This is a genomic window from Amycolatopsis sp. CA-128772 (genome assembly GCF_002904295.1).
In the GTDB taxonomy this organism is placed as follows: domain Bacteria; phylum Actinomycetota; class Actinomycetes; order Mycobacteriales; family Pseudonocardiaceae; genus Amycolatopsis.
Genome location: NZ_PPHG01000027.1, coordinates 1 through 21,508 on the forward strand (window position 1 = coordinate 1; position 21,508 = coordinate 21,508).

Genomic DNA, 21,508 nt, shown 5'->3' on the forward strand with positions numbered 1-21,508 from the left:
GCGGCGTTCTCTCGGGGTATAGAAGGTGTGGTGTGTCGTTGCACTGGCCTGTATCTGGGTGGGTGCTGCGATGGTTCTCTGGGGGTGTAGCTCTGTGGCTTCTTGTTGTTGATCAAGAAGGAGCAGAGATACAACGTGCGAACATTCAAGGTGCAGTTGCCGTCGGGCGGTCGGTACTGGACGGTGCTGGACAGTGAGCTGGACGTGGTGCCGGCGGCCGATCGGTATCTGCGCGAGCTGCGGTTCGGCCGAGATCGAGCCGAGTCGACGGTGAAGTCCTACGCCGGCGGCGTGGTGTTGTTCCTGCGGTGGTGCCTACGCACCGGCCGGGACTGGACGACCGCGGCCACCGAGATGGGCCTGTTCATGACCTGGCTGAAATACACCCCGGCCGAGGACCAGGATGTCGTGTGTGGGCCGGGAGCGACGCCGGTGCGTGGGCCGAAGCGGATCAACAGGGTGCTGGTGGCGACGCGAGGGTTCCTGACATTCGCCGTCGCTCAGGGAGAGGCCCCGCAGTGGGTGCTCGGCGTGCTCTACGAGCTGGCCGATGACCGGGACCTGCCCGAGGTCGCACGGGGCGAGGACGCCCGGCTGGCTCACCGGCTGCGCGCCCGGCATCAGCTTCACGAGCCGGAGACTGCGGTGGACCGGGCCAGCGACGAGGAGGTCGTCGCACTGTTTATAGCGTGTCGCTCGGCTCGCGACCGGCTGATCGTGCTGCTGCTGGCCAGGGCAGGTCTGCGCCGGGGCGAGGTCACCGGACTGCGGCGCAGTGACCTGCACCTGCTCCCGGACAGCAGGTCCCTGGGCTGTGAGGTCCAGGGCGCTCACCTACATATCGTGCGGCGGGAGAACAGCAACGGCGCCTGGGCGAAGTCCCGTTACACGCGCTGGGTGCCGGTGGATTTCCTGGTCGTGCGATCGATCGATCAGTATCTGCTCGAACGGCAGGACTGCCCAGCCGCGGCAGAGAGTGACTTTCTGCTGGTCAACCTGTTCCAGCAGCCGTTGGGCAGTCCGGTGACGCCGGATGCGCTCAATGAGCTGTTCGAGATCCTCTGCGCTCGAGCCGGAATCACACGCAGTATCACGCCGCACAAGTGCCGCCACGCGTTCGCCAGTAATCTCGCGGACTCCGGCGCGGCGCTGGACGAAATCCAGAAGCTGTTAGGCCACGTCAGCCCATCCTCGTCCCAGATCTACTTACATCCGTCGAAGGACCGGCTACGCGCCGCAGTCGAGCGCGTCCCCACCCCGCGGACACTGATCGAGGGCGTCCGATGACGGCGACCCTGGCCCTTGCCGCGCCGGGCGCGGACCAGCCGGACGACATCACCGCCGGCCTCTGGGCGGCCACCACCACGGAGTTCCTGGACCTGCTGAGCTGGTCTAGCGACCGGCAGACGGTGACGTTCCCGCAGGCACATCCGCTGCTGGGCTGGAACGAGTGCGCGGTGCTCGGCTGTGATCAGCGGTCGAGCCGGGTCGACGGCTTCTGCTCAGCCTGCAACATCCGTTGGAAGCAGCACGGCCGTCCACCGCTCGAGCGGTTCACCGCGGTCGCTCGCGTCCGAACCCGGCACAACACGATCGAGCTCTGCGCAGTTCCCGAGTGCCAGCGCCCCTGGTCGACCCGCGGTTACGCGCTCTGCAGCACTCACCGCTACCAGCGGGTTTACGTGCTCGACCTGCCGCTGGAGCAGTTCGTCGTTCACCCGGACGTGGTCGGGCTGCCTTCGTTCGGGCCGTGCGACGTCGTTGCCTGCACCCGCGACCGGGTCGGCAAGGGCAACTACTGCCACACCCACTCATTGCGCTGGCGCACCTTCCGACGCCGCAAGGACCTGGCCGAGATCGACGAGCAGCACTGGCGCCGCACCCAGCCGGCCGCGGCGATCGGATGCGAGGTCAGCCTGCGCGGGCTGCCGCCCCGCGTCGTCGCCGAGGTCCTCTACGGCCTGCAGCAACGCACGGCGGAGGGAGTGAAGTCCGAGCACAGCGAGTTCCGGCCGCTCTGCGACCACATCCGCAGCAAGGAACTCAGCTCGGTGGACGAGGTCGATCCTGCTGACCTCTCGCCCGGTTCCCGCGCACTGGGCAACGCGTTCGTGGTCGCGAGCCGACGGCTGCGCCTGAACCCCGAGACCGAACGGCACAAGGACGTCTGGGATGCGACCGTGTTCGGCGCCCGGGGCACCCTACGCTTCACCGGCATCTCCCAGCCCTGGCTGCGGGAAGCCGCGAAAGCCTGGGCGCACGAAGATCTGCCACGCCGACGCGGCGGAGGCGCAGCGAACACCTGCCAGAACAGGATCAACTGCCTCGCTTTGCTGTCTGACAGCCTGCGCCTGCAGCGGGAGGACCGCGGTGAGATTCCCGCCGCGCTGGCACGGGTGGACATCACCAACTTCCTCAACCGGCTGGCCCACCTGCAGGCCGAGGACGACATCAGCGCCTACCAGCGGCTCAACGCCATCCGGAACCTCCGCAAGATGATCGGCGAGATGCGCGCATTGAGCCTGACCAGGCCCGGACGCCCGCTACACGGCCTGCCCGACGACTTCACCATCACCGCCGAGGACATTCCCGACGAGCCCGAGGACTCCGAAGCCGGCAAAGACCTTCCCGTCGAGGTCATGCGGCACCTGTGTTCGCACCTGCAGCGGCTGGAAACCGCGAGCTGCCCGGAGATCCGCATCGCGGTCGAGCTGCTGATCGACACCGGCCGCCGCCCGGACGAGATCTGCCAGCTCAAGCTGGAATGCCTCGAACGCGACGGCGACGGGAAACCGGTCCTGATCTACGACAACATCAAGGCCAACCGGAAGGACCGGCGGCTGCCGATCCCCGGAGCCACCGCGGCGGTCATCGAGAAGCAGCAGCAACGCGTCCGCGACCGCTTTCCTGACGAACCAGCCGGCAAGCTCAAACTTCTGCCCGCTCCGACGAGGAACCCCCACGGCACGAAGTGCATCACCGACAGCTGGGTCTCGGGCCGCCACCGCGAGTGGGTCACCGCGTTCCCCGAGGTCGAGGTCCCGGCCGCGGTCGAGATCGACGGCAAGGTGGTGACGAAGATGCTGCCCTTCGACAAGAAGCGGATCATTCTCTACGCCTACCGGCACACCTACGCGCAACGGCACGCTGACGCCGGAGTCGCCGTCGACGTCCTGCGCGAGTTGATGGATCACCGGGTGCTCGAAACGACGCAGTCGTATTACCGCGTCGGCGAGGAACGCCGGCGGGAGGCCGTCGAGCGGGTCACGACCATGCAGTTCGACCGGCACGGCAACCGCATCTGGCGTGAGGCGAAAGCCCTGCTCGACTCCGAACACGCCCGCCGCGCGGTCGGCGAGGTCGCCGTCCCCTACGGCGCCTGCAGCGAGCCCAGCAACGTCGCCGCCGGCGGACACGACTGCCCGATCCGGTTCCGCTGCGTCGGCTGCGGTCACTTCAGCACCGACGTGTCCTACCTGCCTGACATGCAGACCTACCTCGGCGACCTGCTCCGCAACCGCGAGCGGCTGCTGGCCACCGTCGACGCGGACGAGTGGGCCAAGGCCGAAGCGATGCCCTCGGACGAGGAGATCAAGCGGGTCCGTCGGCTGATCAGCCGAGTCAAGGCCGACCTCGATGACCTCACCGCCGAGGAACGAGCCCAGATCGAGGAGTCCGTTGCCGTCGTCCGCAAGACCCGCAACCGGGTCGTCGGCCTCGGGATCCCGCGCATCCGCCAGCCGCTGCCCGACGTCCGCCAAGAAAGGACAGCATGACCAACCCGATGATCGAGGGGCGGCGCGCGGACTCGGCTCGCCGTCGGCAACGCGTGATCAAGGCGATCAACGCGGCCAGCACCGGCGGCGGCGAGATCAGCGTGTCGGCGATCGCGCGCGCCGCCGGCGTTGACCGGACCTTCCCTTACCGGCATCCGGATCTGCTGGCACTGATACACACCGCCCAAACAGACCCGCCCGCCGGGCGCGGCGGGCCGATGGTCAGTCGGGCATCATTGCAGGCCGACCTCGCCAACGCCCAGGAACGACTGTCTCGGCAGGCTGCCCACGTCAGACAGCTGGAACGCAAGCTCTCCGAGGTCCTCGGGGAGCAGGCTTGGCGCGAATCCGGACTCGGAGATCCCGCGGACATCGACCAGCTCCAACATCGGATCACGCAGTTGGAGCAACAGGTCGTCACCCTGCGAGACCAGGCCGAGGAACGCGATCAAGAACTCGAGGCTGCGCGGACCGCCAACCGGGAGCTCATCGCCAACCTCAACAAACGAGGCTGATCGCAGGCACGATCGCCCTTGCGGGTCGAACCGCGAGGGCGATCGTCCCGCACGTCACGATTGCCTTCAGGCAACGAGCTTATCTACTCTAATTGACCTGAATGACCAACTTCAGAACCAATCGCGAAGGCCAACTAAGCGTCGACAATCGCGCCACTATTGAAGCCCGGCCAAAACTATGCACACGCAGGAGTAACTTCAGTCAACTCGACCGTCGAAGTGACGCAGACGCTATCCGACAAGGCGGTGTTAGTCCACCGCAAGTCGTTCCACTGCGTTGCATCACGTTCCAATCTGTTCCATCTTGTTTCCCGTGTTGCCGAGAACTTGTCCCCGGCTCGCCCTGCCGCCATATAGTCATGGAGCGAGCCCGGACCTAGGGGACAACCTCAACGGGCAGACAGGCAAAGAAAGCTCACCGGCAGACAGGCAAGGGAAGAAGCACCAAGTGGAGACCTAGCTGACTGACTTGATAACCAGATCGATGGCAGAGGAGGGTTCGACATGCTGACAATCGCACACAAGTGCCGCCACCTGGCGCTCCTACTGCTGGACACGGTGCACCCCTCTCCTCTCCTGCTGTCACTCAGGCCAGCAGATTACCTGCACCGCCCGCTCAGGCCAACGACTCGGCGAACAGAAACCGCCTCGACGGACACGCCGCCAGGCATGCTGCTCGGCGGGCCACCAGGAGGCGTTTGCGCAGCTAGAGGCCATCCGGACACGCCACGCTCACGACGCGGCACCGTCCCGCCGGCACGCCAATGGCGCACTGGCTGGCTCAATACGCACCACATGCACGACGGCATCGGGCGACGCTCCCAGTCGCGCCCAGCCCCTCTCTCCGTCAGGGCGCGAGCCTGCAGCATTTTCGCTGTTCAGAAGCCTGTCCGCTGCCCCTAGGATCTCCTGAGCCTTCCTCAGCCCGCCGGATCCCTTGATCTAAGCCTCCGCGCGAGTAGTGTTAAGCATGCGCTCACGCGCGCTGCCCGCAGTCCCGCCAAGCTGCGCGCTTCAACCTCATAGTCTCCCGAGCTCGTCTCTCTGTTGGTCCAGGTGGCGGCATCGGGATTAAGAAGGCCCTCCGACTGCAATCGGGGGGCCTTCGCCATGTCTCCTCTACGTCTTCGCATACAAATGATGCATTACCTCGAGCATGATCGCTCACTTCGACACGCTTCAACAGGCCACACTCAGGCCGCGCTTAGGTTCCTCTAAGCTTTGCGCTTAAGCAAGATCAATTGTCGCTCTTCTGTCAACTTTGCAGACAGCCGTGAGTTACTCTCCAACCATTTGCGTTTGCAACTGAAATCGATTACCTATGACACCACCCGCGCGGACGGCCACGGTTCCGTCTCGACTGCACCGAGGGCGTTACAGGTCGACGCGGAGTATTTGACGGCGACCCCATCGTGCTGGAATGATGCCCTTGAGATCTCCCGCCTTGCAGGGCACTTGATCTCGCCCCCGAAAGGATCATGGGGGCTTCTTCACCCATCTGGCGAACCGACCGCCACCTGGACCACCGAGAAACGAGCAGGAGGGAGGTTCTCATGCTCACCAGATTTCTTTCTGCTTCGCTGGTTTTGATGTTCGTCCTCGCGTTCATCTGGGAAGGGTTGTCCTTCGGCTTCGGCCTGGAGGTCACCCTGGCCGCCGGTTTCACCGCCGGTCTCCTGGCCGCCGAAGTCGTCCGCCGGATCATCGGCGGCGACAAGGGCGGCGGTCCGTCGATCGACGACGGCCCGCAGCACCCGGTCCTGAGCTGAACCAAACGGTGATCGGGGTGGCGCCCTCCGGGCGCCCCCCGGTCCCGCCTCTTCACCGAGGAGCGACATCATGTTTACCAAGCAGCCCGCCTTGCACGAGTCCATCATGGACGAGCTCATCAGCTTCGCGACCGATCTGCGGTGGGTCCGTCGCCTCGCGGGCGACCCCTCCTACCGCGAACTCACGCGCACGATCCCGTGGTCGCCCGCGTCGATCACCCGGAACCTGAGCGGAACCAAGCTTCCCACGTGGAAGTTCGTCGAGCAGTTCCTCCAGGCCTGCGAAGTGGACGACGACGACATCGAGGCAGACTGGAAGCCCCGGTGGGTCACGATCGCAGGCATGATCACCCCGATCGACAGCAAGACGGCGCCGAATCACGCCGCAACTGCGGCGCGGCAGATCGCCGGGCCCGTTCCCGCCGGGGCCGCCTGCGAGATCTGCGGAGCCTGGGTCGTCGACCACGCGAAGCACGACGACTGGCACGAAAGCCTCCTGGCTGAGCGGAAGCCGACGCGGTCTTTCGTTCGACGCCTCGCAGGCTAGACACCACACTGAAGATCAACAGGGCCCCTGCCGGCGCGACCAGGCAGGGGCCCTGTCTTACGTTCCCGGCGGGCTGACCGTCGCCGCCGCCGTCTCCACCTCTCGTCCGCTGCGCTGAAGATCCAGACGGCAGGTCGCCTTGCGCAACACGTGTTGCACTCGGTAGTTTTGCCGCCCAAGGTCTTTGAGCTGCGAAAACTCCCGCTGCACCGCGACGCACTGCCGAAGATCCCCGAGAGAAGCGGCGATGAGCCGGTTGCGGACGAGGAACCGGTGCCGGGCCGGCGGAGTCCCGGGCGGGTATTCGCTGACGACCGCACCGCCGGAGCGGACGATCCGGTCCAGCAGACGGACGTGCCCCGCCGGGTAGCCGACATCGACAGCGCAGCCCAGCACCGCGACGGTCACGCCGTCGGCCGCGAGCGCGCCTCGGTGCGCAGCGCCGTCGATGCCGTAAGCGGCGCCGGAGAATACCGGCACTCGCCGGGAGGCCAGCCCGTAGGCGAACTCGGCGGCATGGTGTTCGCCGTACTCGGTGGCGGCCCGGGAGCCCACTATCGCGATCGAGGGAGCGGCCGCCAGCTCGTCCAGCCGTACGTCGCCCTCAACCCACAGACCCACAGGGGGCCCGCCATCAGTGTCGCCGTTGGGGACCAGAGTGCTGAGCCCGGCGAAGGCGACGGCTGGCCACTCGTCATCCTCGGGGACCACGAACCGGCCACCGAGACTGGCTACGGTCTGCAGACTGGTCTCGGCGAGCTGCCAGCGCACGTGGCGACGCGACTCGGCGAGGACATCGGCCGGTGCGGAGCAGTCAGCGATGCGGTGGGCGGCATCGACGGGCCCGACGTCGGCGATGTAGCGCGCGAGGACCGGGGTGGTGGGTTCGGTGGCGTGCTGCAGGAACGCGCGGGCGCGCCGCGCGTCGGTGGAAATGGACATGAGCACTCCTTCAAGCGATGTGCGGGGGCTGGTGGTTGCGGTCGGGTCAGGTCGCGGCGGGGAATTCGCGCACGCGGATCTCGTGGCATCGGCGTTCGACGACGGTGCCGACCGGCCACACAGCCGCCAGCCGCAGCAGCTCCGTTGCGCCGTTGCCGACCTCGGCGCGCAGCTCGGGAGTATCCGCGAATCCCATGGCCACGAAGGCGGCGTGGAAGCGGGCGACGAATTCGACTGCGGTCATGTCGGATTCGACGATCTCGGCGGTCGTGGTGGTCTGGTGGCTGGTGATGCCGACGAAGCTGCGCGCGCAGCCGCAGTACGGGTGGTCGGGATCCTCGTGCGACAGGCTGGCCAGGTCGACGATCTCGGTCTCCGTAATGCTGTTGGAGTCGTTGTCCCGTTCGCCTTGGGTGCGGTGGGTGGAGACGAAGTACTTCAACACGGAATCCTCCTCAGTGGACACGCGCGGCGTGGGCGGTGGACGCGGCCTTCGCCCGCGGGCCCCGCGGGCCCGGGGCAAGCCGGCCGCAGGGCGACGGTGGCGTCCCTCGTGGACGGTGGACTTGCCCCGGGCCGCGGGTCTGCTGCACTGAGCTGTAGCCACGCCCAGTCGGCGCTGGCATGGGGAGGAGGTCGTCGGGAGCTGCGTTTCGCGCACGCTCTGACACCCAAAGTTATTACCAGAAAATCCGCCACAGTTGTGGCGAATTACTCGTTTGCGGGGCACTCTGGTTTCAGAAGGTGATCCACGGTGGTCCACAGGGAGCGGCCACAGTGGACCCTTCTGGGGATCCGGTCCGCTTCACCCCCCCCAGAGGTAGAAGGGTTCCCGGCTCGGGAGAGGGCACTGGGGAGGGCGCCTCTCCCGAGCCAAAATTTCGTGCCCGACGTCGCCCGGCCGGCTCTACCAGCGGCCACGCCTCAGGCTGAGGTGACCGGACGGCGTGGATCGGCAGTCGAGTTTCATTGCGCACGTTGATGAGCCGTTGCCCGCACGCTCGAATGAGCCTTCTGTTCAGGCGGCCGTGAGCGCGCCCTGTAAGACGGGAGCCTTTCCATGACCGCGAGTCTCTTGTGCGTGAAGCGGATCGCGGCGTCGCTGCTGACATTCGGAGCGGTCGCGAGTGCGACGATGGCGGCTGCGGCGCCGATCCAGGCAGCGGCACTCTGGCCCGCGGTCGGCGTGGTGTCCGAGCGACCGGACGTCGGCGCGGCCGGCGAGGGTGAGGCCAACGCGGACACGCCGGCGGTCGCGCCGGACGGAACCCTCACCTGGCCGACGCCCACTTCGTCGCACGTTCGGCCGATGTCGGCTGCGACGGCTCAGGGCTGAATCGCGGTCATCGCGCCCGCGGACGGCGCGCGAATCCGGTCGCGGCCGGTGGACGGTCCGGTGCTGGGCGCGATCGGCTACGGCGCCGGGTTCTGGGTCTGGTGCACGGGCGGGGCCTCCGACGGACACGCGTGGGGATGGTCCTACCGCGGCGGCACCTACGGCTGGGTCCGCGGCGACCTGTCGGAGGTCGAGCAGCACACCGGTCCAGGCGGAGGCGGCACCCCGCAGGTTCCGCGGTGCCCGTGACGTCACACACGCTCTGATATCCGCCGGGTGTCGTGCGTGGGCGGGTCGGTCCGGCCGGTGTCCAACCCTGGCCGGTCCGACGTCCCGCCCTCACTCGATCTGGCGAACCGGCGTGCTGTGGCACATCGATCTCGCCACCACGGACAGTTCGAGCTCACCGGTTACCGAGTCTGTGGATCCAATCGCGGACGACGTGCTCGGGCACGCCGAGCCGCGCGGCGATCTGGGGCCACCGCACATAGCGAGCCCGTAGCTCCATCACCTCCCACACCCGATACGGAGTGCGTTCGCCCCGTGGTAGCAGCAGTGGGCAGTTCCGGGCGGTAGGCGGCCAGGGCAGCCAGTCCGGGTCCGGCACGCCGTCGGCTGCGGATCGTCGGTGCACTGCGGTGATGTGCTCACCGATCGTCGGCCAGCTTCCGCCCCTTGTTGTCGACTTCGGCTGGTGCTGGCGCGTGTTCGGGCTTGACATCTTCTTTCCTGGGTTCCTTCCTGAGCCGGCGTATCCTGGACACGAACAACGCGCCGCCCCCGCCGACATCAGCGATCACCGCTACCCACGTGGCGACGGTGCCGGAGACCGGGTGCCAGCGGGTGAAAACCATGGCGATGATCGGAATGACCAGCGCTGCGACGCACGGCACTCCGATGGCGTCGCCGAGGACGCGACCCAAAGAGGGGAGCTGCGGGGATGGCATTCAACGCTCGGGCGGCAGGATGTCGAAGAACGCTGTGAGCAGAGCGGGATCGCACCCGAGAAAGTCCCGGATCTGATGCCACAGGTGCTCAGCGCGTACCCAGTCGTGATGCTCGTGCCGGGCGGATGTCATCGTCGTCGCGTTGGGAGAGGTGTTCCTCGGTGTAGGCGTCCAAGGATTCTCGGCCGCCCCCGGCGTCGCGGGCAAGCAGGAAAATCGCCCAATCCTAGTCAAGCTCTTCGTGGCTGGGTAGGTCGTGGAGCCACGTCATCGACCGCTGCTGGCCGGCGCCGTCCTGGCGTTGCATCCGCAATACCCATTCGCGGCGGGTGTGCCCGCGACGCTCGAACGTCCCGAGGAGGCCATGAGAGGCAACGGATGCGGTAGTTCTGGGCGAAGTCCAGACCGAGTATCTCGTGGGCGTTGTCATGGCGGCTCATCGGTTGATCTCCGGAGGTGTCGGTGCACCGCAACACAAACGGCGGTCGTTCAATCCAGGCCGGGGTACCGGGGCGTGATCGCCGGCGCCGATGAGATCGGATGCGGCGTCCGTCGCGCATTGGCTGCGGCCCCACCGGCGGTACAGAAGAATCAAGCCGGTCAGAGCGGCCCGCACTCCGGAGGATTCGTCGTGGGTTCGCCCGAGTCTGAGTATCCGGAACCAGCCGGATTCGGCCAGTGCCCTGTCGCCGTCGTGTTCGGCGCACTCGGCCGCCCGTGTCAGGAGTTCGATGACCGCTGCGGGGTTGCGGGTATCGATCGCGGCCTGCTCGCCCAGCGCGGCAAGGGCTGTGCGCCACGCCGGGCCGGTCAGGAAGGCAGGAGCCGGCTGCGGTGAGCTACCGGGGTACGGGGTTCCGGCGCGCATCGCGCCCTCTCTGAAAGTCCCGCATGGCCACGACCGCGGCCACCGCGCCGTCGATTCCCATAGTGTCGGCGACCGCAGCGACCTGCTCGAGTGACCGCATCGGCTCCCGCCCCTGCCAAACGCGTTCCAGCAGGGACAACGGCACACCAGCCCGCTCAGCCAGTGCTTCCACGCTCATGCCGGCGCTCAGGCAGGTGTCCCGTAGCCAGTGACCGAATCCGTGCTGTGACGGCGCCGGGATGTCGTCCACACCAAGCACTGCGTCCGTCTGGTTCCCCAGGTCCCCCTGCAACCGGGCGAGATCCATTCTCAGGAGACGGACGTGTCTGCTTACCGCCTCCGTCTGCAGCGTGAAGCACCAGCCCGTCCAGTCGTCCTCTGCGGCGTGACCCAGCTCGGCCAGCCGTTCACCAGCAAGCCGGAACATCTCCGCGTTGTACCGGTGAAACTCGATCCACCGCACCCGATCAGCGCCCGGACCCGAGTTCCGGATATTCATGTCGCTCTGCGCGGCCGACAACGTCTCGGGCACCACCGTGATCTCCGTCGTCATGACCTCACGCCCTGTCGACACGGTCGATCGCTTCCCGCTCCAGCGCTTTGAACGTCGACCGGTAGCTCTGTACCAGGCGTCGTTCATTGACGAAGATGACGTTGTCGTGGTGGCGCAACGCGACAGTGAAGGTTTTGCCGGCCGTCTCATAGACCGTGAAAGGCTCGATCCTTCTTGCCCTGTCGGTGCTCTCTGGAACGTGCATGATCCTCAGCTGAGGAAAAACCGACATCGTGTTGATGGCGTGAAGCTGTGACTCGGGTGCTGACGCCAACGCTGCTGCGCTCAACAGCACGGTCCGCAGTCGAGGCTGATTTCGGGCCAGCTGCCGGGCTTGTCGGACGAGAAGTTCTACGTCAACATCGTTAGGCGCTGTCTGGTCACGCTGCAGAATCGCACGAACGTACTCCCCGGTTTGCATCGGTTCTGGGACGGTGTGTGGTGCCCATTCCCAGGCACGGACGGCGATCTCATCAAACTTTCCCTGCAGGCTGGGGGTGTCTGGACTGAGGATTTCGATAAACGTCGGGAAGTCGAGCTGGTGCCAGAGCCGCATGATGCATTGATGTTCGGCCGGGCTGACGCGGAGGAATCCCAGCAGGCGCGCCACCTCGCCGATCCCCGGCGCCCGCTTGCCGGTTTCCCAGCACGACAAAGTTTGAGCCGAGACGCCCAGCTTGTCGGCGAACTTGCGCAGGCCCAGTCCTCGAACTGTTCTGGCGGTCCGCAGAGAGTCGCTCAAGGCCAGTAGTGCCGGAAGTGACTTACGTTCGGTCATGCAGGTTCTCGTTCCAGGTGGAGGACGGGACGATCGCAACGTCGACACCACACTCAGGGAGCCTCGATCGAGGTCACCGGCCTTGCCTCCGTCCGCCGACGGCGATGGCCCGCTGGGCTGCCTGAGCGGAGCGCCACGCCGGAGCTGCGCGGGCCACGTTGGCTGAGCAGTGCGGTGCGCATGACGGGGCCAGCCGCATTCCGGTCCAGCGCAGCCGGCATGACGAAGTCTGTCGTGACGTCCGCGACGTCGCCGAGCAGCTGATCGGCGGCGAGCCGGTTCTCGACGGCGAGCGGGATGCCGGCTTCGGCGAAGCGGGCGGGGAGTGAGGACACACCGGTGTCGTCTTGATCGTCGGTCCCGTACGTGATGAGCGCGGTGGTCGCCGCGCGGCTGCCAGACGGTGCGCTCTCGAGCAGCGCCAGGATGGCGGCGAGGCGGATCCCGGCTGGCCGGAACAGCCCGGTGGCGAGGATGCCGACTGGCGCGCCGGCGGTGAGCAAGCGTGCGACCACGGGTGTTGCTGCGAGGTCGTGGTGGCGGTCGGCGGGCAGGCAGAGGACGTGGGCGCGGCCGGCGGCGGCGCCGTGGTCGATGCGGTCGTGCAGGTGCTGGGTGACAGGATCGTGTTCGATCACCACGATCCGCGCGCCGGCGTCGTGCAGGTCGGTCAACGTGGACGAGTGAGCCCAGATGGGCAGGCCGCCGGTGCCGAGGACGAGGAAGTCACGTAGCCCGTGGTCGAGCATGGCCGCTGCGGCGCTGCGGTCCCAGGTGGCGGCCGCGATCGCCAGTCGGGGCAGCTGCGGGTGGTCGGCGAGGAGATGGTCGGCGAAGAGGCGGTCGACGGTGGTGTTGAGGTGGCCGTCGAGCAGGTAGTCGGCGACCGCGTCCCGGCGAGGGCTTTCGACGTCGATGTGGACGCGTTCGCCGTCGTGCGCGCGCGGGTGAGCGGGTGTGGCTGCGGTGCGTGGTGGCATGTCGAGGTGCTTTCCAGGCTGGACGGGTGTTCCCGCGGTGGTGGGCGGCCCCGTCGGGCCCGGGGTGGCCACGGCATCGGATCGGCCGCGGCCACCCCGGGGACAGGTGCCGCGTGGGTCAGCCGACGGGCGTGGCCGACGTGGTGTGGGTGGTGGCGCCGGGGGCGCCGGGCAGCAGCGTGCGGATTTGCTGGGTGATCCACCACTGGTAGGCGTGGAGGTCGGTGTAGATGGCCGCGCTGCCGCAGAACTCGGCGATGGTGCGGGAAGCCGCGCCGAGCAGGTACCAGTCGCCGCCGTGGCGCTGCAGGAGCCCGGAGCCGGAGTCGCCGTTGCAGACGCCGCCACCGGTCGGCGGGACACCGGCGCACAGCTCACCGGCGCCGATACCGCCGAGGGCGCACCTGCCCGCGCGCAGGAGCGGGACGTCGAGCTGGCTGAGCTGGGCCGGTGCGGGGCCGGTCCAAGCGGCCGGGTCGGTGGTGATGCCCCAGCCGATGATTCGGGCGGGCTGCCACGGCCACGCGGGGGCGATGCGGGCAGGGCGGACGCCGTCGATGTGGCCGTGGACCCGGATGAGGGAGACGTCCCAGATCTTGCCTTCATTGTCCGGCAGACCCCATGCCCAGCGCGGCGGCACCACGATCTTGGCGCCGGTGCGGACGACACCGCCCTGCAGCCGGTTGGGCGACCCGAACCGCGCGTGATAGATCGCGGGATCGCTGCGGTCGATGGTCGGGTTGCGCAGGTCGGTGCGGAAGCGGGCGAAGATCTTCTTCGCCGCGGGGCTCATCCGCGCTTGCTCTTCGGGACTGGGGGTGTTGCTGAGGCAGTGGCTGGCCGTGGCAGCCACCGCGGCCGGTCTACCGGTTTCGTCGTAGCCTTGCGCGAGGAGGGTGAGTCCGCAGGAGTGCCAGTCGGGATCGTCGTGGTCGAGCAGCTGCAGGGATCCGGCGCCGGCGTAGGCAACCGGGGCGGGGTCGCCGCCGACGATCCGCGGCGACGCCGTGGCGGTGGACGGTGAGGGCGGGAGTGTGCCGGTGTCGGCGGTCGCGGCGGAGATGCCGAACAGCATCGGCAGCAAGGCGAGCGCTGTTGCGGCCGTTGTTCTGAGACGCACGAGGTGAATGTCCCTTCTCGACAACGAATTCGGCGCAGCTAGGGCGCCTGGTGTGGTGTGGGTGCCTGGCCGTGCTTGGGGGGCCGTGAGCACGGCCAGGCACCGGTGTTCACCCGCGATCGGAGAAGGCCGGTTGCTTGACCTGTGATCGCGGGCAGGTGACCGGCCATCCCGGTAGCCGGTCGGATCCGGGTAACCGGTGTCCTCGCGCGGGTATCCCGTTTCGTGCGAGGACACCGGCCCCGCTTCCCCGACCGTCCGCGACATCGGGGCACGGGCGGTCAGGAAGTCAGGGGCGTGCCGGCCGCCACGGGGGTTCCGGCAGGCCGTGGTCCGGTCCAGGTTTCTGGGTGAGGACCGCGGCGGTGAAATTCCCGCACACCGGCGTGTTGGTGGGCGGCCCGTCGGGAAACCAGGCGAACGCGGGGCCGATCCCAGGCGGTAGCAGGGTGGTGCCGCGGATCATCGCTTCGATCTGGGCTTCGGTGGCGAGACTTCCGGTACCGGGGCCACGGCTCTGCAGCGCAGCTTCGAACTCGAGTGCCTGGAGGGCGAGGTCGGGATGCTTAGGCTGCAGCAGGTGCGTCATGGCCAGGAACGCAGTGGCGGGCAGCCGGGCGAGATGATCCTGCACGACCTGGGCAGCCTCGGCGCGGGTGCCGCCGTGGAAGGACATCACCCCGCCCAGCAGCAGCGCCACGTGATCGTAGTCAGGTAAGACCAGGCCCGGGGTTTCCTCGGCGGTGTTGTAGAGCGTGTCCCACATCGCGTGGGGATCCCAGGGGTCGGCGTCGACGACGTGGACGCCGTTGTTCGCGTCGGCGAGCGTGCGCAGATGCGCGAGGACCACGGGGTCGTGTTCGACGTAGATCACGCTCGCACGAGCGGTGGTCTGCTCGGGGTTGCGGTTGGTCGCCTCGGTGCGGCGGACGATCGAGTGCAGGTCGTGTTCCTCAGCGATGTTGGGCAGTCCCGCGCCGGCAACCACGATGGTGCTGACGCCCTGCCGGGCAACGAGGTAGGCGGCTGTGCGATCAAGGAACGAACGTTCGGACCGGAACACGAACCCCGCGCCGGGCACCTGCGCTTCGAGCCGAAGCGCAGCGTCACGTTCGTTGTGGTGGGCGAATTTGACGCAGGGGACATCGCGGTTGTCGCTGTTTCGTCCTTGCCGGAAGGCATCGAGAAGAAAGGCGAGGTTGATGCGGTCAGGATTCGTGCCGGCCGGTCTTTGCCACCACGGCTTACCTGCTGTCGTGGTTTGGTGGCTCAGGGTGATTTGTGTCGATTCTGTTGGCCTCATGGGTGTACCGGCGCCTCGGTGGACAGCAGGATGGTCAGGTGTGCGATGCTCAGGCGGCTGCGATCCGCAAAGCTTGCGAGGTCGTCCGGGTTTAGCGCACGAAACGACGGTTCTCCGGTGTAAAGCCGTTGTTGTGCCCAGCGGGCCGCGGGACGGAGCGCGTCGATCTGGGTGGCGGCGAGCGCGGTGAAATCCACGGCGAGTTCGGGATTCCAGCCGATGCGACGCTCAGCTCGTGCCAGGAGCTCCGAGGGCCGGATCAGGTAGAGCCGGCTCGCGTCGCCGAGCTGGCGCAGAGACATCGAGCGAGTGGCTTTCTCCCACGTGATGAGGGTTCGCGCCTTCACCTGGTTGTTGCACCATGCGGCGAGCGCAGCGCGAGACCAGCCGCGGTCTTCCCGCTGCTGCTGTAGTTCCGTATCCACGGCGTGGGCGAGCCCGCCGGTGTCGGTGGTGGTCATCGGGTTCTTCCAAGGCTTCCTGGAGCGGGTGGATGGTCTGTGGGAAGTCGGGGTCGCGAGTCGGCTAATGCCGTATCCGGGCCGTCGGCGTGCGCGAGTCGAGGAAGTCGTGCAGCGGCCGCGCGCGCACGATGGTCCACCAATAGGCCTCGGGCCTCGCGCCGTCGGTTACTGGCATGGTGGATCCGCGCTAGCCGGAGAGTCGGTCACATCGCCTGGCGGGTCGGTACCCGCGACGTCATTAAGGCATCGAGGTCTCGCACAGGTCACAGGGGCTGAGGTGCCGCGGAAGCGGGGCCGACGGGACCGAGCGGCATCCACGGTGTCGCGCCGGGAGTCCGCTGACGCGCACGCGGGTGCGAGCACGCCGGTGGACTCGAACGTGGCACCGTCGACGCGATGGATCCGCGGATGGTTGGTGGACGGCGACCGCAGAACGGTAGCGGTCGGCCGACTGGCTGAGGGCGCCGTCATGCGGCGGCCCGGCGTTTCCATCGGCGGTCACCCTTCGCGGCAGGTTGGTGTCGCGGTCGGTTCGTCGTGCACGGCGTGGCTGGCTTCTTGTGACTGACAGGTGGATTCCCACCTGGGCCGGTGCCCTTGTGATCGGTGTGCACCTTGCTGCGTTCGGTCATGCGGGTCCGCCGTCCGACCGTCCGCCGTTGTCCTTGTTGCCGATGGCGCCGTCGTGTTCGTCGCCGAGCGGGTTGATCTCGGCGATGATCGACGGGGATAAAGCCGCCGCAAGTCGGTACAGCCGCCCCGTGACCTGCGCGCAATCGTCGGCGAACGCATCGATTTCCATCGCCACCGAGTCAGCTCCCGCTAAGCCGCCCGCAACTTGCTCGGCGAGGCCGAGGGTGGTCCGCAGTTCCTGGGCAACTTCCGCTGCGACCTGCCGTGGGTCGTCGGCCGGCTGCTCGCGACGAGCGTAGGCGTGGATAAGGACCTGTGCTGCGACCCCGATCAGGTCGTAGCCGAGCTTCCTGTAGGACGTCCAGTCGTGACGGTCACGCTCGGCATAGGCGAGGCGTAACAACGCATCGGTGTAGGCGTCGGTGATCAGGCCGAGGAGCTTGATCGGCGGTGTGCCGGGGTGATCCAGCAATCGTTCGGAGTCGGTCATCAGTGTGTTCCTGTGACGTGGTCAGCTAGACGGTGAGGCGAGCAGTTGTTGCATGCGAGACCGATGACGGCCGGGCGGGAGCCCGCCGGCGCGCGTACGTCTGCGGTGTCGATGGTGACGAGGTCGACGCGGCGGATTCTCGGACACAGCACGGTGTTGTAGTTGCGGTGTTGTGCATCATTGATCACGTTCCAGGTTCGGGGATGAACACGTTGGATGCGCCTCGACCGCCCAGGCGTTGGAAGCCCGCGTTCGGTCGAGGCGCGCAGACCGGACGGGAGGGAGGGGTACGCACACCGCCTGTCCGGGCTGGGATTTCGGACGGGTTAGGTTCGAGGTACGGGATCGTCGGGGCCCACTGGTGGATCGGCGTTCTCGTCCGTCGCTAAGCGGTGAGAAAGTTCGCGCAGTGCATCCGTAAGGCTGTGGTACATGGGGGCGAGGTGAGTCGGTGCGATCAGGCCGGGGTCGCCCCAGCCCACGAGAAACGCAGTCAACCTCGCTTGCGCGTACTTCAACGCCCGTCCTTCCTCCGATGACACAGGAACTCGCCGCAATACGCGGCCGACGGCCGTGGTGACCTCCTGAAGCTGGGTGCGCCCGTGTTCTTCGGACTGGGGAACGCGCCAGCGGATGTCTGGCAGGGAGACCAGCGCCTGCCGGGCGTGGACGATGGTGAGCTGTCGTTGCGCGCGTCGCCACGCCCATGGCCACGGCCACGGCCACGGCCACGGCCACTTCACGGTGTCCACAACCGCGGAGCCGAGCCAAGCACGATACGGGGCGCGCGCGGGTCACTCGGCGCAGGCAGCTCGACGAGCTGGCACAGGATGTCGAAGGCATCGCCGTCGCGTTCCCAGACTTCCCCGCCGGCGTGGTCCACGCGGATGGCGGCGGCATCCTTTTCGCTCTTGACACGAAGAGCGTCGACAAAGCCGTCCTCCTCCCACGTGAACGAGCCCGTGAACCGCTCGAGACGGCCGTTGGCGTCGAACACGGGAAGGAAGTCCCAGCGGCGTCGCAGCAAGGTCGTGAACGGCTCGCTGGCCGGCTCGTCCCAGAGGAACGCGAACGGACTCGTGACGGGCGTAGTCATCGACGATCACGTCCCGAGTCGCCGATCTGTGCACCGTGCGGAGGAACGTTTCGCCTGCCGTCGACGTCTGGCTGCCGCCGGCTGGTGGCCCATTGCTGGGCCAGGCCAATAGCGAAAGCGATAGCGAACAGGACGGTGAAAGTGATCGGCAACAGCGTTGCCAGCGATTCGAAGTCCACTGTCATCGTGCGCTCCTCACATCCGCGGACACTCCGTCGCTGCGGCGCTGTCGAGAGGTAGTCTCCGCCGTAGCCAGTCCGTTTATAAGATCGCCACCGAGCGCGATAACGGCAGATGACATTCGATGACATCCGATGAGGTGCAGACGTTCATGACCCGACAAGTAACAATCACCGGTACTCGCTCGGCCCCTGCCGAGACGGAGCTTTCCGGCCGGTTTGGCGACTACCTTCGGCCGTTCGCCGACCCGGATTCGCACTTCTACCTGGGAGGCGCCGTCGGCATCGACACCGCGGCTCTGGATTGGCTGGCTGACAACAGCCACGCATCGTTGACCGTCGTGGTGCCCTGCACGGTGGCTGACCAGCCGGCCGCGGCGGTGGCGTCTATCCGTAGGCACAGGGACGCGGGCCGGCTCGTCGAGGTTGTGGAGCTGGGTGCAGACCGCCTGGGCACCGCGGCCTACTACTCCCGCAACCGCTGGATGGTGGATCGCAGCGGTTTCGTGATCGGTTTCCCCCGAGGCACCGACCCGACCAGCGGTACTTGGTACACGGTGAAGTACGCAGCCGAACAGGGCAAACCCCGGCTGGTTGTGCCCGTATGACGTTGTCCGGATGGTGTACTGGTCACCGTGACGATGACTGATCGGGAGTCCGGGGCGCTGCTGCTCCGCCAGCTGCGCGAAGGACGCGGCTGGTCGTGGGCTGACCTCGCACGAGCGCTGCGGGACACTGCGCGCCAGCTCGCGATCGCCACGCTGATGGACAGGCAGGTCGCCAGCATCCAACGCGCGGTCGCCCGGTGGGAGAGCGTTTCTAGCCAGACCATTCCGAGCGACCGCTACCAGTTCCTCCTGGTACATCTCTACGCGCGCACCCTGGCGGGTGACCTCGCGATCGGACGGGGGTCCGATTTCGCCACCCTGCTGGACGCCCTTCGTCTCTTCGGGACCTCGCCGCAGCGAGTGCAGCACCTGATCGCTCTTGTCGCACAGGGTGACGAAGGCGTCCTGAGTATTCCTTCGCAGCTCGACCATGAGGAGATTGGTCGGCTGCACGATTCGGTCACCGCGATCAACGGACAGATCGGCGCCGTCCCGTTCGTCCGCCTTCAACTCCAGCTCGCGCCCGTTGTCGAGGCTTGCCGACGGCTCCTGACCCAGGATGAGGGCCATCCGCGGGAAGAGCTGGCGTTGCTCGCAGCAGCCGCGTACTCGCTGGCCGGTCGGTTGGCCTTCGAGACCCGTGACGATGCGGCAGCCGAGGCGTTGTACACAGAAGCGACCGAGGTGGCCAAGCATCTCGCGGACCGCAGCCACCGCGCCGCGATCCAGACGAGCCACACGATGGTGACCTTGCATGCGACCGACGACCTCGATGCTGCCCGGATGATCGCCCGTGCCGCGACGGTCGACGCTCACCGAGGCTCCAGCTACGCGATTCGCGCTCGTGCCCATGCCGTCTACGCGGAAATCTGCGCTCGGGCAGGCCAGGCCACCGAAGCGGCTGTCGCCCTCGAACGGGCCTGGAAAACCGCAGAGCAGCTGACCATCGACGATCCCCACGGCGGGTTCAACGCTGACCGATTGAACGGTTTCGACGGCTTGTGCGCCCTCCACGCCGGCGACGCGGACCGCGCACACGACAGGCTCGACCGGGCGGTCAGCACCTTGCAGTCGTCGCGAGACGCCGTACAACGTGGCATCATCAGCACCGACTTGGCCCTCGTACGCCTGCGCCTCGGGGACCCAGCGGCCTGCGCAGATCTGCTGCACGAGGCCATCGACATCACCGCCGCGACGGGCGGTCGAGTCGCTGCTCGGCGAATCCGACTGGCTCGACGGGAGCTCCGACCGTGGCGAACCGAAGAATTCTTGGCCGAGCTCGACGACCATATCCATGACACCCTGATTGGCCGCTGACTGAGGCCGCTGCGATTGACGTAATGGAAATATGAAGATCCGGCGGTTGGGGACAGGGAACGCACTGTCAAACCGGAACATGTGGCCGCTTACCTGCGTGCGCTGAACGTCACCGTGGACGCGTTGTACGGGCCGTCGCTGGACCCGCTGCGGTTGGCGTACGAATGGTTGGTGTCCGACACGCCGGTGACGGTGCACGGCGCAGTCGGTCGGCGCGTCGGCGTGAGCCTCGCCGAGGAACTGGAGCGTCGGGTCATCGAGCTTCGTCACCTGGACGACACCGTCGGCGGAGGTGAACTGCAGCCGCTGGTCGACCGCGAGCTGGCGGAGACTGCTGACGTCGCGAGTGACGGGAGCTACACCGAGCAGGTCGGTCGGCGGCTGCGCGTGGTGGTTGGCGAGCTCGCGCAGCTGGCCGGCCGGGTCGCTAGTGACGCCGGAGCGTACGTGCGAGCCGAACGCACGTATCTCGATGGTGTTTCCGCAGCTCGCGAGGCCGGCGACTATGCGCTGGTCGGGCAGCTGGTCTCGTCGCTGGCGTACCAGATGGCCAACGTGGGCGACCCGGCCGACGCCCGGCTGCTCGCCAGCAGTGCCGTGACCGGCGCTCGGCGAGCCTCGCCAGTGGTCCGCACGCTCCTGCTTGAACGGCTGGCTTGGGCCAGCGCACGAGCTCGCGACCGCGACGCCAGCCTGCGGGCGCTGGATGAGGTGGATATCGCCTATGACCAGCGGACAGTCGACCTTCCGGAACCCGAATGGGTGTATTGGGTGTCGCGGGGCGAGATCAACGTCATGGCGGGCCGGTGCCTGGTCGAGCTGGGCGATCCGATTGTCGCGGCGCCGCTGCTGTCGGCTGCGATCGACCGCTACGACCACGCGCACGCCCGCGAGGTCGCGCTGTATCGGACGTGGCTGGCCGAGTCGATCTCGCGTGCACGCGAGATCGATGCGGCCCGTGCGGCGTTCGCGGAGACTCGCGATATCGCATCCGAAGTGACGTCCGCTCGGCTCGCGCGTTGAATCGGCGAGATCGAGCAGCTTGTCCAGTGACAGTGGCTCAGATCGTGCTATCCGATCGTCGAGGCGGCCGTTACCGGCCCTCCTGTCACCGTGCGTTACATCGGGCATGCCTTGAGCATGTCCCTGTTGCGCCCGGGCGAAAACGACATCGGTGTATCAGATAGAACGCTCAGAGCAGCTTAACGTCAGATTCCATACATCAGACGTATGGAATCTGACAAGACCCGTGTCGGGTCCCATACAATGCGGTGAACGCCGAGCGAG

24 protein-coding genes are annotated in these 21,508 nt (G+C 67.2%); 10 read left to right on the plus strand and 14 right to left on the minus strand.

Annotated features, from left to right (window positions below; genetic code table 11):
• The first annotated feature begins 108 nt into the window (after positions 1-108).
• The 5 genes from C2L59_RS12245 to C2L59_RS12265 all read left to right on the plus strand — a co-directional run bounded on the left by C2L59_RS12245 (position 109) and on the right by C2L59_RS12265 (position 6,607).
• Entirely contained in the window at positions 109-1,287 is a 1,179-nt protein-coding gene (locus tag C2L59_RS12245; RefSeq protein ID WP_233223440.1) for a site-specific integrase, read from the plus strand.
• Complete coding sequence (locus C2L59_RS48040) at positions 1,284-3,776, plus strand: site-specific integrase (RefSeq protein ID WP_199199038.1); 2,493 nt, start codon at positions 1,284-1,286, stop codon at positions 3,774-3,776. The genes C2L59_RS12245 and C2L59_RS48040 overlap by 4 nt, the downstream gene beginning before the upstream one ends.
• Positions 3,773-4,291 carry a DUF6262 family protein gene (locus C2L59_RS12255; RefSeq protein WP_103349652.1) on the plus strand — a complete coding sequence of 173 codons (519 nt, stop codon included), beginning with the start codon at positions 3,773-3,775 and terminating at the stop codon, positions 4,289-4,291. Before C2L59_RS48040 ends, C2L59_RS12255 begins: the two co-directional genes overlap by 4 nt.
• A gap of 1,553 nt (positions 4,292-5,844) precedes the next feature.
• On the plus strand, positions 5,845-6,060 hold the full coding sequence (locus C2L59_RS12260) for a hypothetical protein (protein WP_146060324.1): 216 nt from the start codon (positions 5,845-5,847) through the stop codon (positions 6,058-6,060).
• A 70-nt stretch (positions 6,061-6,130) separates the two neighbouring features.
• Positions 6,131-6,607: a helix-turn-helix domain-containing protein gene (locus C2L59_RS12265; RefSeq protein ID WP_103349654.1), complete on the plus strand. Its 477-nt coding sequence runs from the start codon at positions 6,131-6,133 to the stop codon at positions 6,605-6,607.
• A gap of 57 nt (positions 6,608-6,664) precedes the next feature.
• On the opposite strand, the gene C2L59_RS12270 is transcribed toward C2L59_RS12265, so the two are convergent.
• On the minus strand, positions 6,665-7,549 hold the full coding sequence (locus C2L59_RS12270) for a DNA-processing protein DprA (protein ID WP_103349655.1): 885 nt from the start codon (positions 7,547-7,549) through the stop codon (positions 6,665-6,667).
• A gap of 46 nt (positions 7,550-7,595) precedes the next feature.
• Positions 7,596-7,991 carry a hypothetical protein gene (locus C2L59_RS12275; RefSeq protein ID WP_146060325.1) on the minus strand — a complete coding sequence of 132 codons (396 nt, stop codon included), beginning with the start codon at positions 7,989-7,991 and terminating at the stop codon, positions 7,596-7,598.
• 639 nt (positions 7,992-8,630) lie between these two features.
• Here C2L59_RS12275 and C2L59_RS12280 point away from each other — a divergent pair.
• Together C2L59_RS12280 and C2L59_RS12285 are read left to right on the plus strand one after the other, a co-directional pair.
• Entirely contained in the window at positions 8,631-8,885 is a 255-nt protein-coding gene (locus C2L59_RS12280) for a hypothetical protein (RefSeq protein ID WP_103349657.1), read from the plus strand.
• A 48-nt stretch (positions 8,886-8,933) separates the two neighbouring features.
• Positions 8,934-9,134, plus strand: coding sequence for a hypothetical protein (locus C2L59_RS12285; protein WP_103349658.1), 201 nt, complete (start codon positions 8,934-8,936; stop codon positions 9,132-9,134).
• Between the two features lie 154 nt (positions 9,135-9,288).
• Here C2L59_RS12285 and C2L59_RS50305 read toward each other — a convergent pair whose 3' ends face one another.
• The 12 genes from C2L59_RS50305 to C2L59_RS47000 form a co-directional block, all read right to left on the minus strand.
• A complete protein-coding gene (locus C2L59_RS50305; RefSeq protein ID WP_370444732.1) occupies positions 9,289-9,606 on the minus strand; it encodes a helix-turn-helix domain-containing protein in 318 nt (105 codons plus the stop codon).
• On the minus strand, positions 9,533-9,808 hold the full coding sequence (locus C2L59_RS12290; RefSeq protein ID WP_146060326.1) for a hypothetical protein: 276 nt from the start codon (positions 9,806-9,808) through the stop codon (positions 9,533-9,535). Before C2L59_RS12290 ends, C2L59_RS50305 begins: the two co-directional genes overlap by 74 nt.
• Positions 9,809-10,268: 460 nt before the next feature.
• Complete coding sequence (locus C2L59_RS46995; protein ID WP_146060327.1) at positions 10,269-10,700, minus strand: hypothetical protein; 432 nt, start codon at positions 10,698-10,700, stop codon at positions 10,269-10,271.
• Complete coding sequence (locus tag C2L59_RS12295; protein WP_158263048.1) at positions 10,672-11,253, minus strand: helix-turn-helix transcriptional regulator; 582 nt, start codon at positions 11,251-11,253, stop codon at positions 10,672-10,674. The genes C2L59_RS46995 and C2L59_RS12295 overlap by 29 nt, the downstream gene beginning before the upstream one ends.
• A 4-nt stretch (positions 11,254-11,257) precedes the next feature.
• Positions 11,258-12,031, minus strand: coding sequence for a Scr1 family TA system antitoxin-like transcriptional regulator (locus C2L59_RS12300; protein ID WP_103349661.1), 774 nt, complete (start codon positions 12,029-12,031; stop codon positions 11,258-11,260).
• Positions 12,032-12,084: 53 nt separating this feature from the next.
• On the minus strand, positions 12,085-13,011 hold the full coding sequence (locus C2L59_RS12305) for an SAM-dependent methyltransferase (RefSeq protein WP_103349662.1): 927 nt from the start codon (positions 13,009-13,011) through the stop codon (positions 12,085-12,087).
• A 118-nt stretch (positions 13,012-13,129) separates the two neighbouring features.
• Complete coding sequence (locus tag C2L59_RS12310; protein WP_158263049.1) at positions 13,130-14,131, minus strand: trypsin-like serine protease; 1,002 nt, start codon at positions 14,129-14,131, stop codon at positions 13,130-13,132.
• 289 nt (positions 14,132-14,420) lie between these two features.
• A complete protein-coding gene (locus C2L59_RS12315; RefSeq protein ID WP_103349664.1) occupies positions 14,421-15,434 on the minus strand; it encodes an SAM-dependent methyltransferase in 1,014 nt (337 codons plus the stop codon).
• A complete protein-coding gene (locus C2L59_RS12320) occupies positions 15,431-15,895 on the minus strand; it encodes a hypothetical protein (protein ID WP_103349665.1) in 465 nt (154 codons plus the stop codon). The genes C2L59_RS12315 and C2L59_RS12320 overlap by 4 nt, the downstream gene beginning before the upstream one ends.
• A 631-nt stretch (positions 15,896-16,526) precedes the next feature.
• The gene (locus tag C2L59_RS12325) at positions 16,527-17,021 is read right to left on the minus strand and encodes a hypothetical protein (RefSeq protein WP_103349666.1); all 495 of its coding nucleotides are present in this window, start codon (positions 17,019-17,021) and stop codon (positions 16,527-16,529) included.
• A 739-nt stretch (positions 17,022-17,760) separates the two neighbouring features.
• Positions 17,761-18,117: a hypothetical protein gene (locus tag C2L59_RS12330; RefSeq protein WP_103349667.1), complete on the minus strand. Its 357-nt coding sequence runs from the start codon at positions 18,115-18,117 to the stop codon at positions 17,761-17,763.
• Positions 18,114-18,302, minus strand: coding sequence for a hypothetical protein (locus C2L59_RS47000; protein ID WP_146060328.1), 189 nt, complete (start codon positions 18,300-18,302; stop codon positions 18,114-18,116). Before C2L59_RS47000 ends, C2L59_RS12330 begins: the two co-directional genes overlap by 4 nt.
• A 119-nt stretch (positions 18,303-18,421) precedes the next feature.
• Here C2L59_RS47000 and C2L59_RS12335 point away from each other — a divergent pair, with 119 nt between their 5' ends.
• The 3 genes from C2L59_RS12335 to C2L59_RS12345 all read left to right on the plus strand — a co-directional run bounded on the left by C2L59_RS12335 (position 18,422) and on the right by C2L59_RS12345 (position 21,244).
• Positions 18,422-18,904: a hypothetical protein gene (locus tag C2L59_RS12335; protein WP_103349668.1), complete on the plus strand. Its 483-nt coding sequence runs from the start codon at positions 18,422-18,424 to the stop codon at positions 18,902-18,904.
• A 27-nt stretch (positions 18,905-18,931) separates the two neighbouring features.
• Positions 18,932-20,221 carry a hypothetical protein gene (locus C2L59_RS12340; RefSeq protein ID WP_103349669.1) on the plus strand — a complete coding sequence of 430 codons (1,290 nt, stop codon included), beginning with the start codon at positions 18,932-18,934 and terminating at the stop codon, positions 20,219-20,221.
• An 81-nt stretch (positions 20,222-20,302) separates the two neighbouring features.
• Positions 20,303-21,244 (plus strand): transcriptional regulator, encoded by a 942-nt coding sequence (locus tag C2L59_RS12345; protein ID WP_199199039.1) that lies wholly within the window; start codon positions 20,303-20,305, stop codon positions 21,242-21,244.
• Positions 21,245-21,508 lie beyond the last annotated feature (264 nt).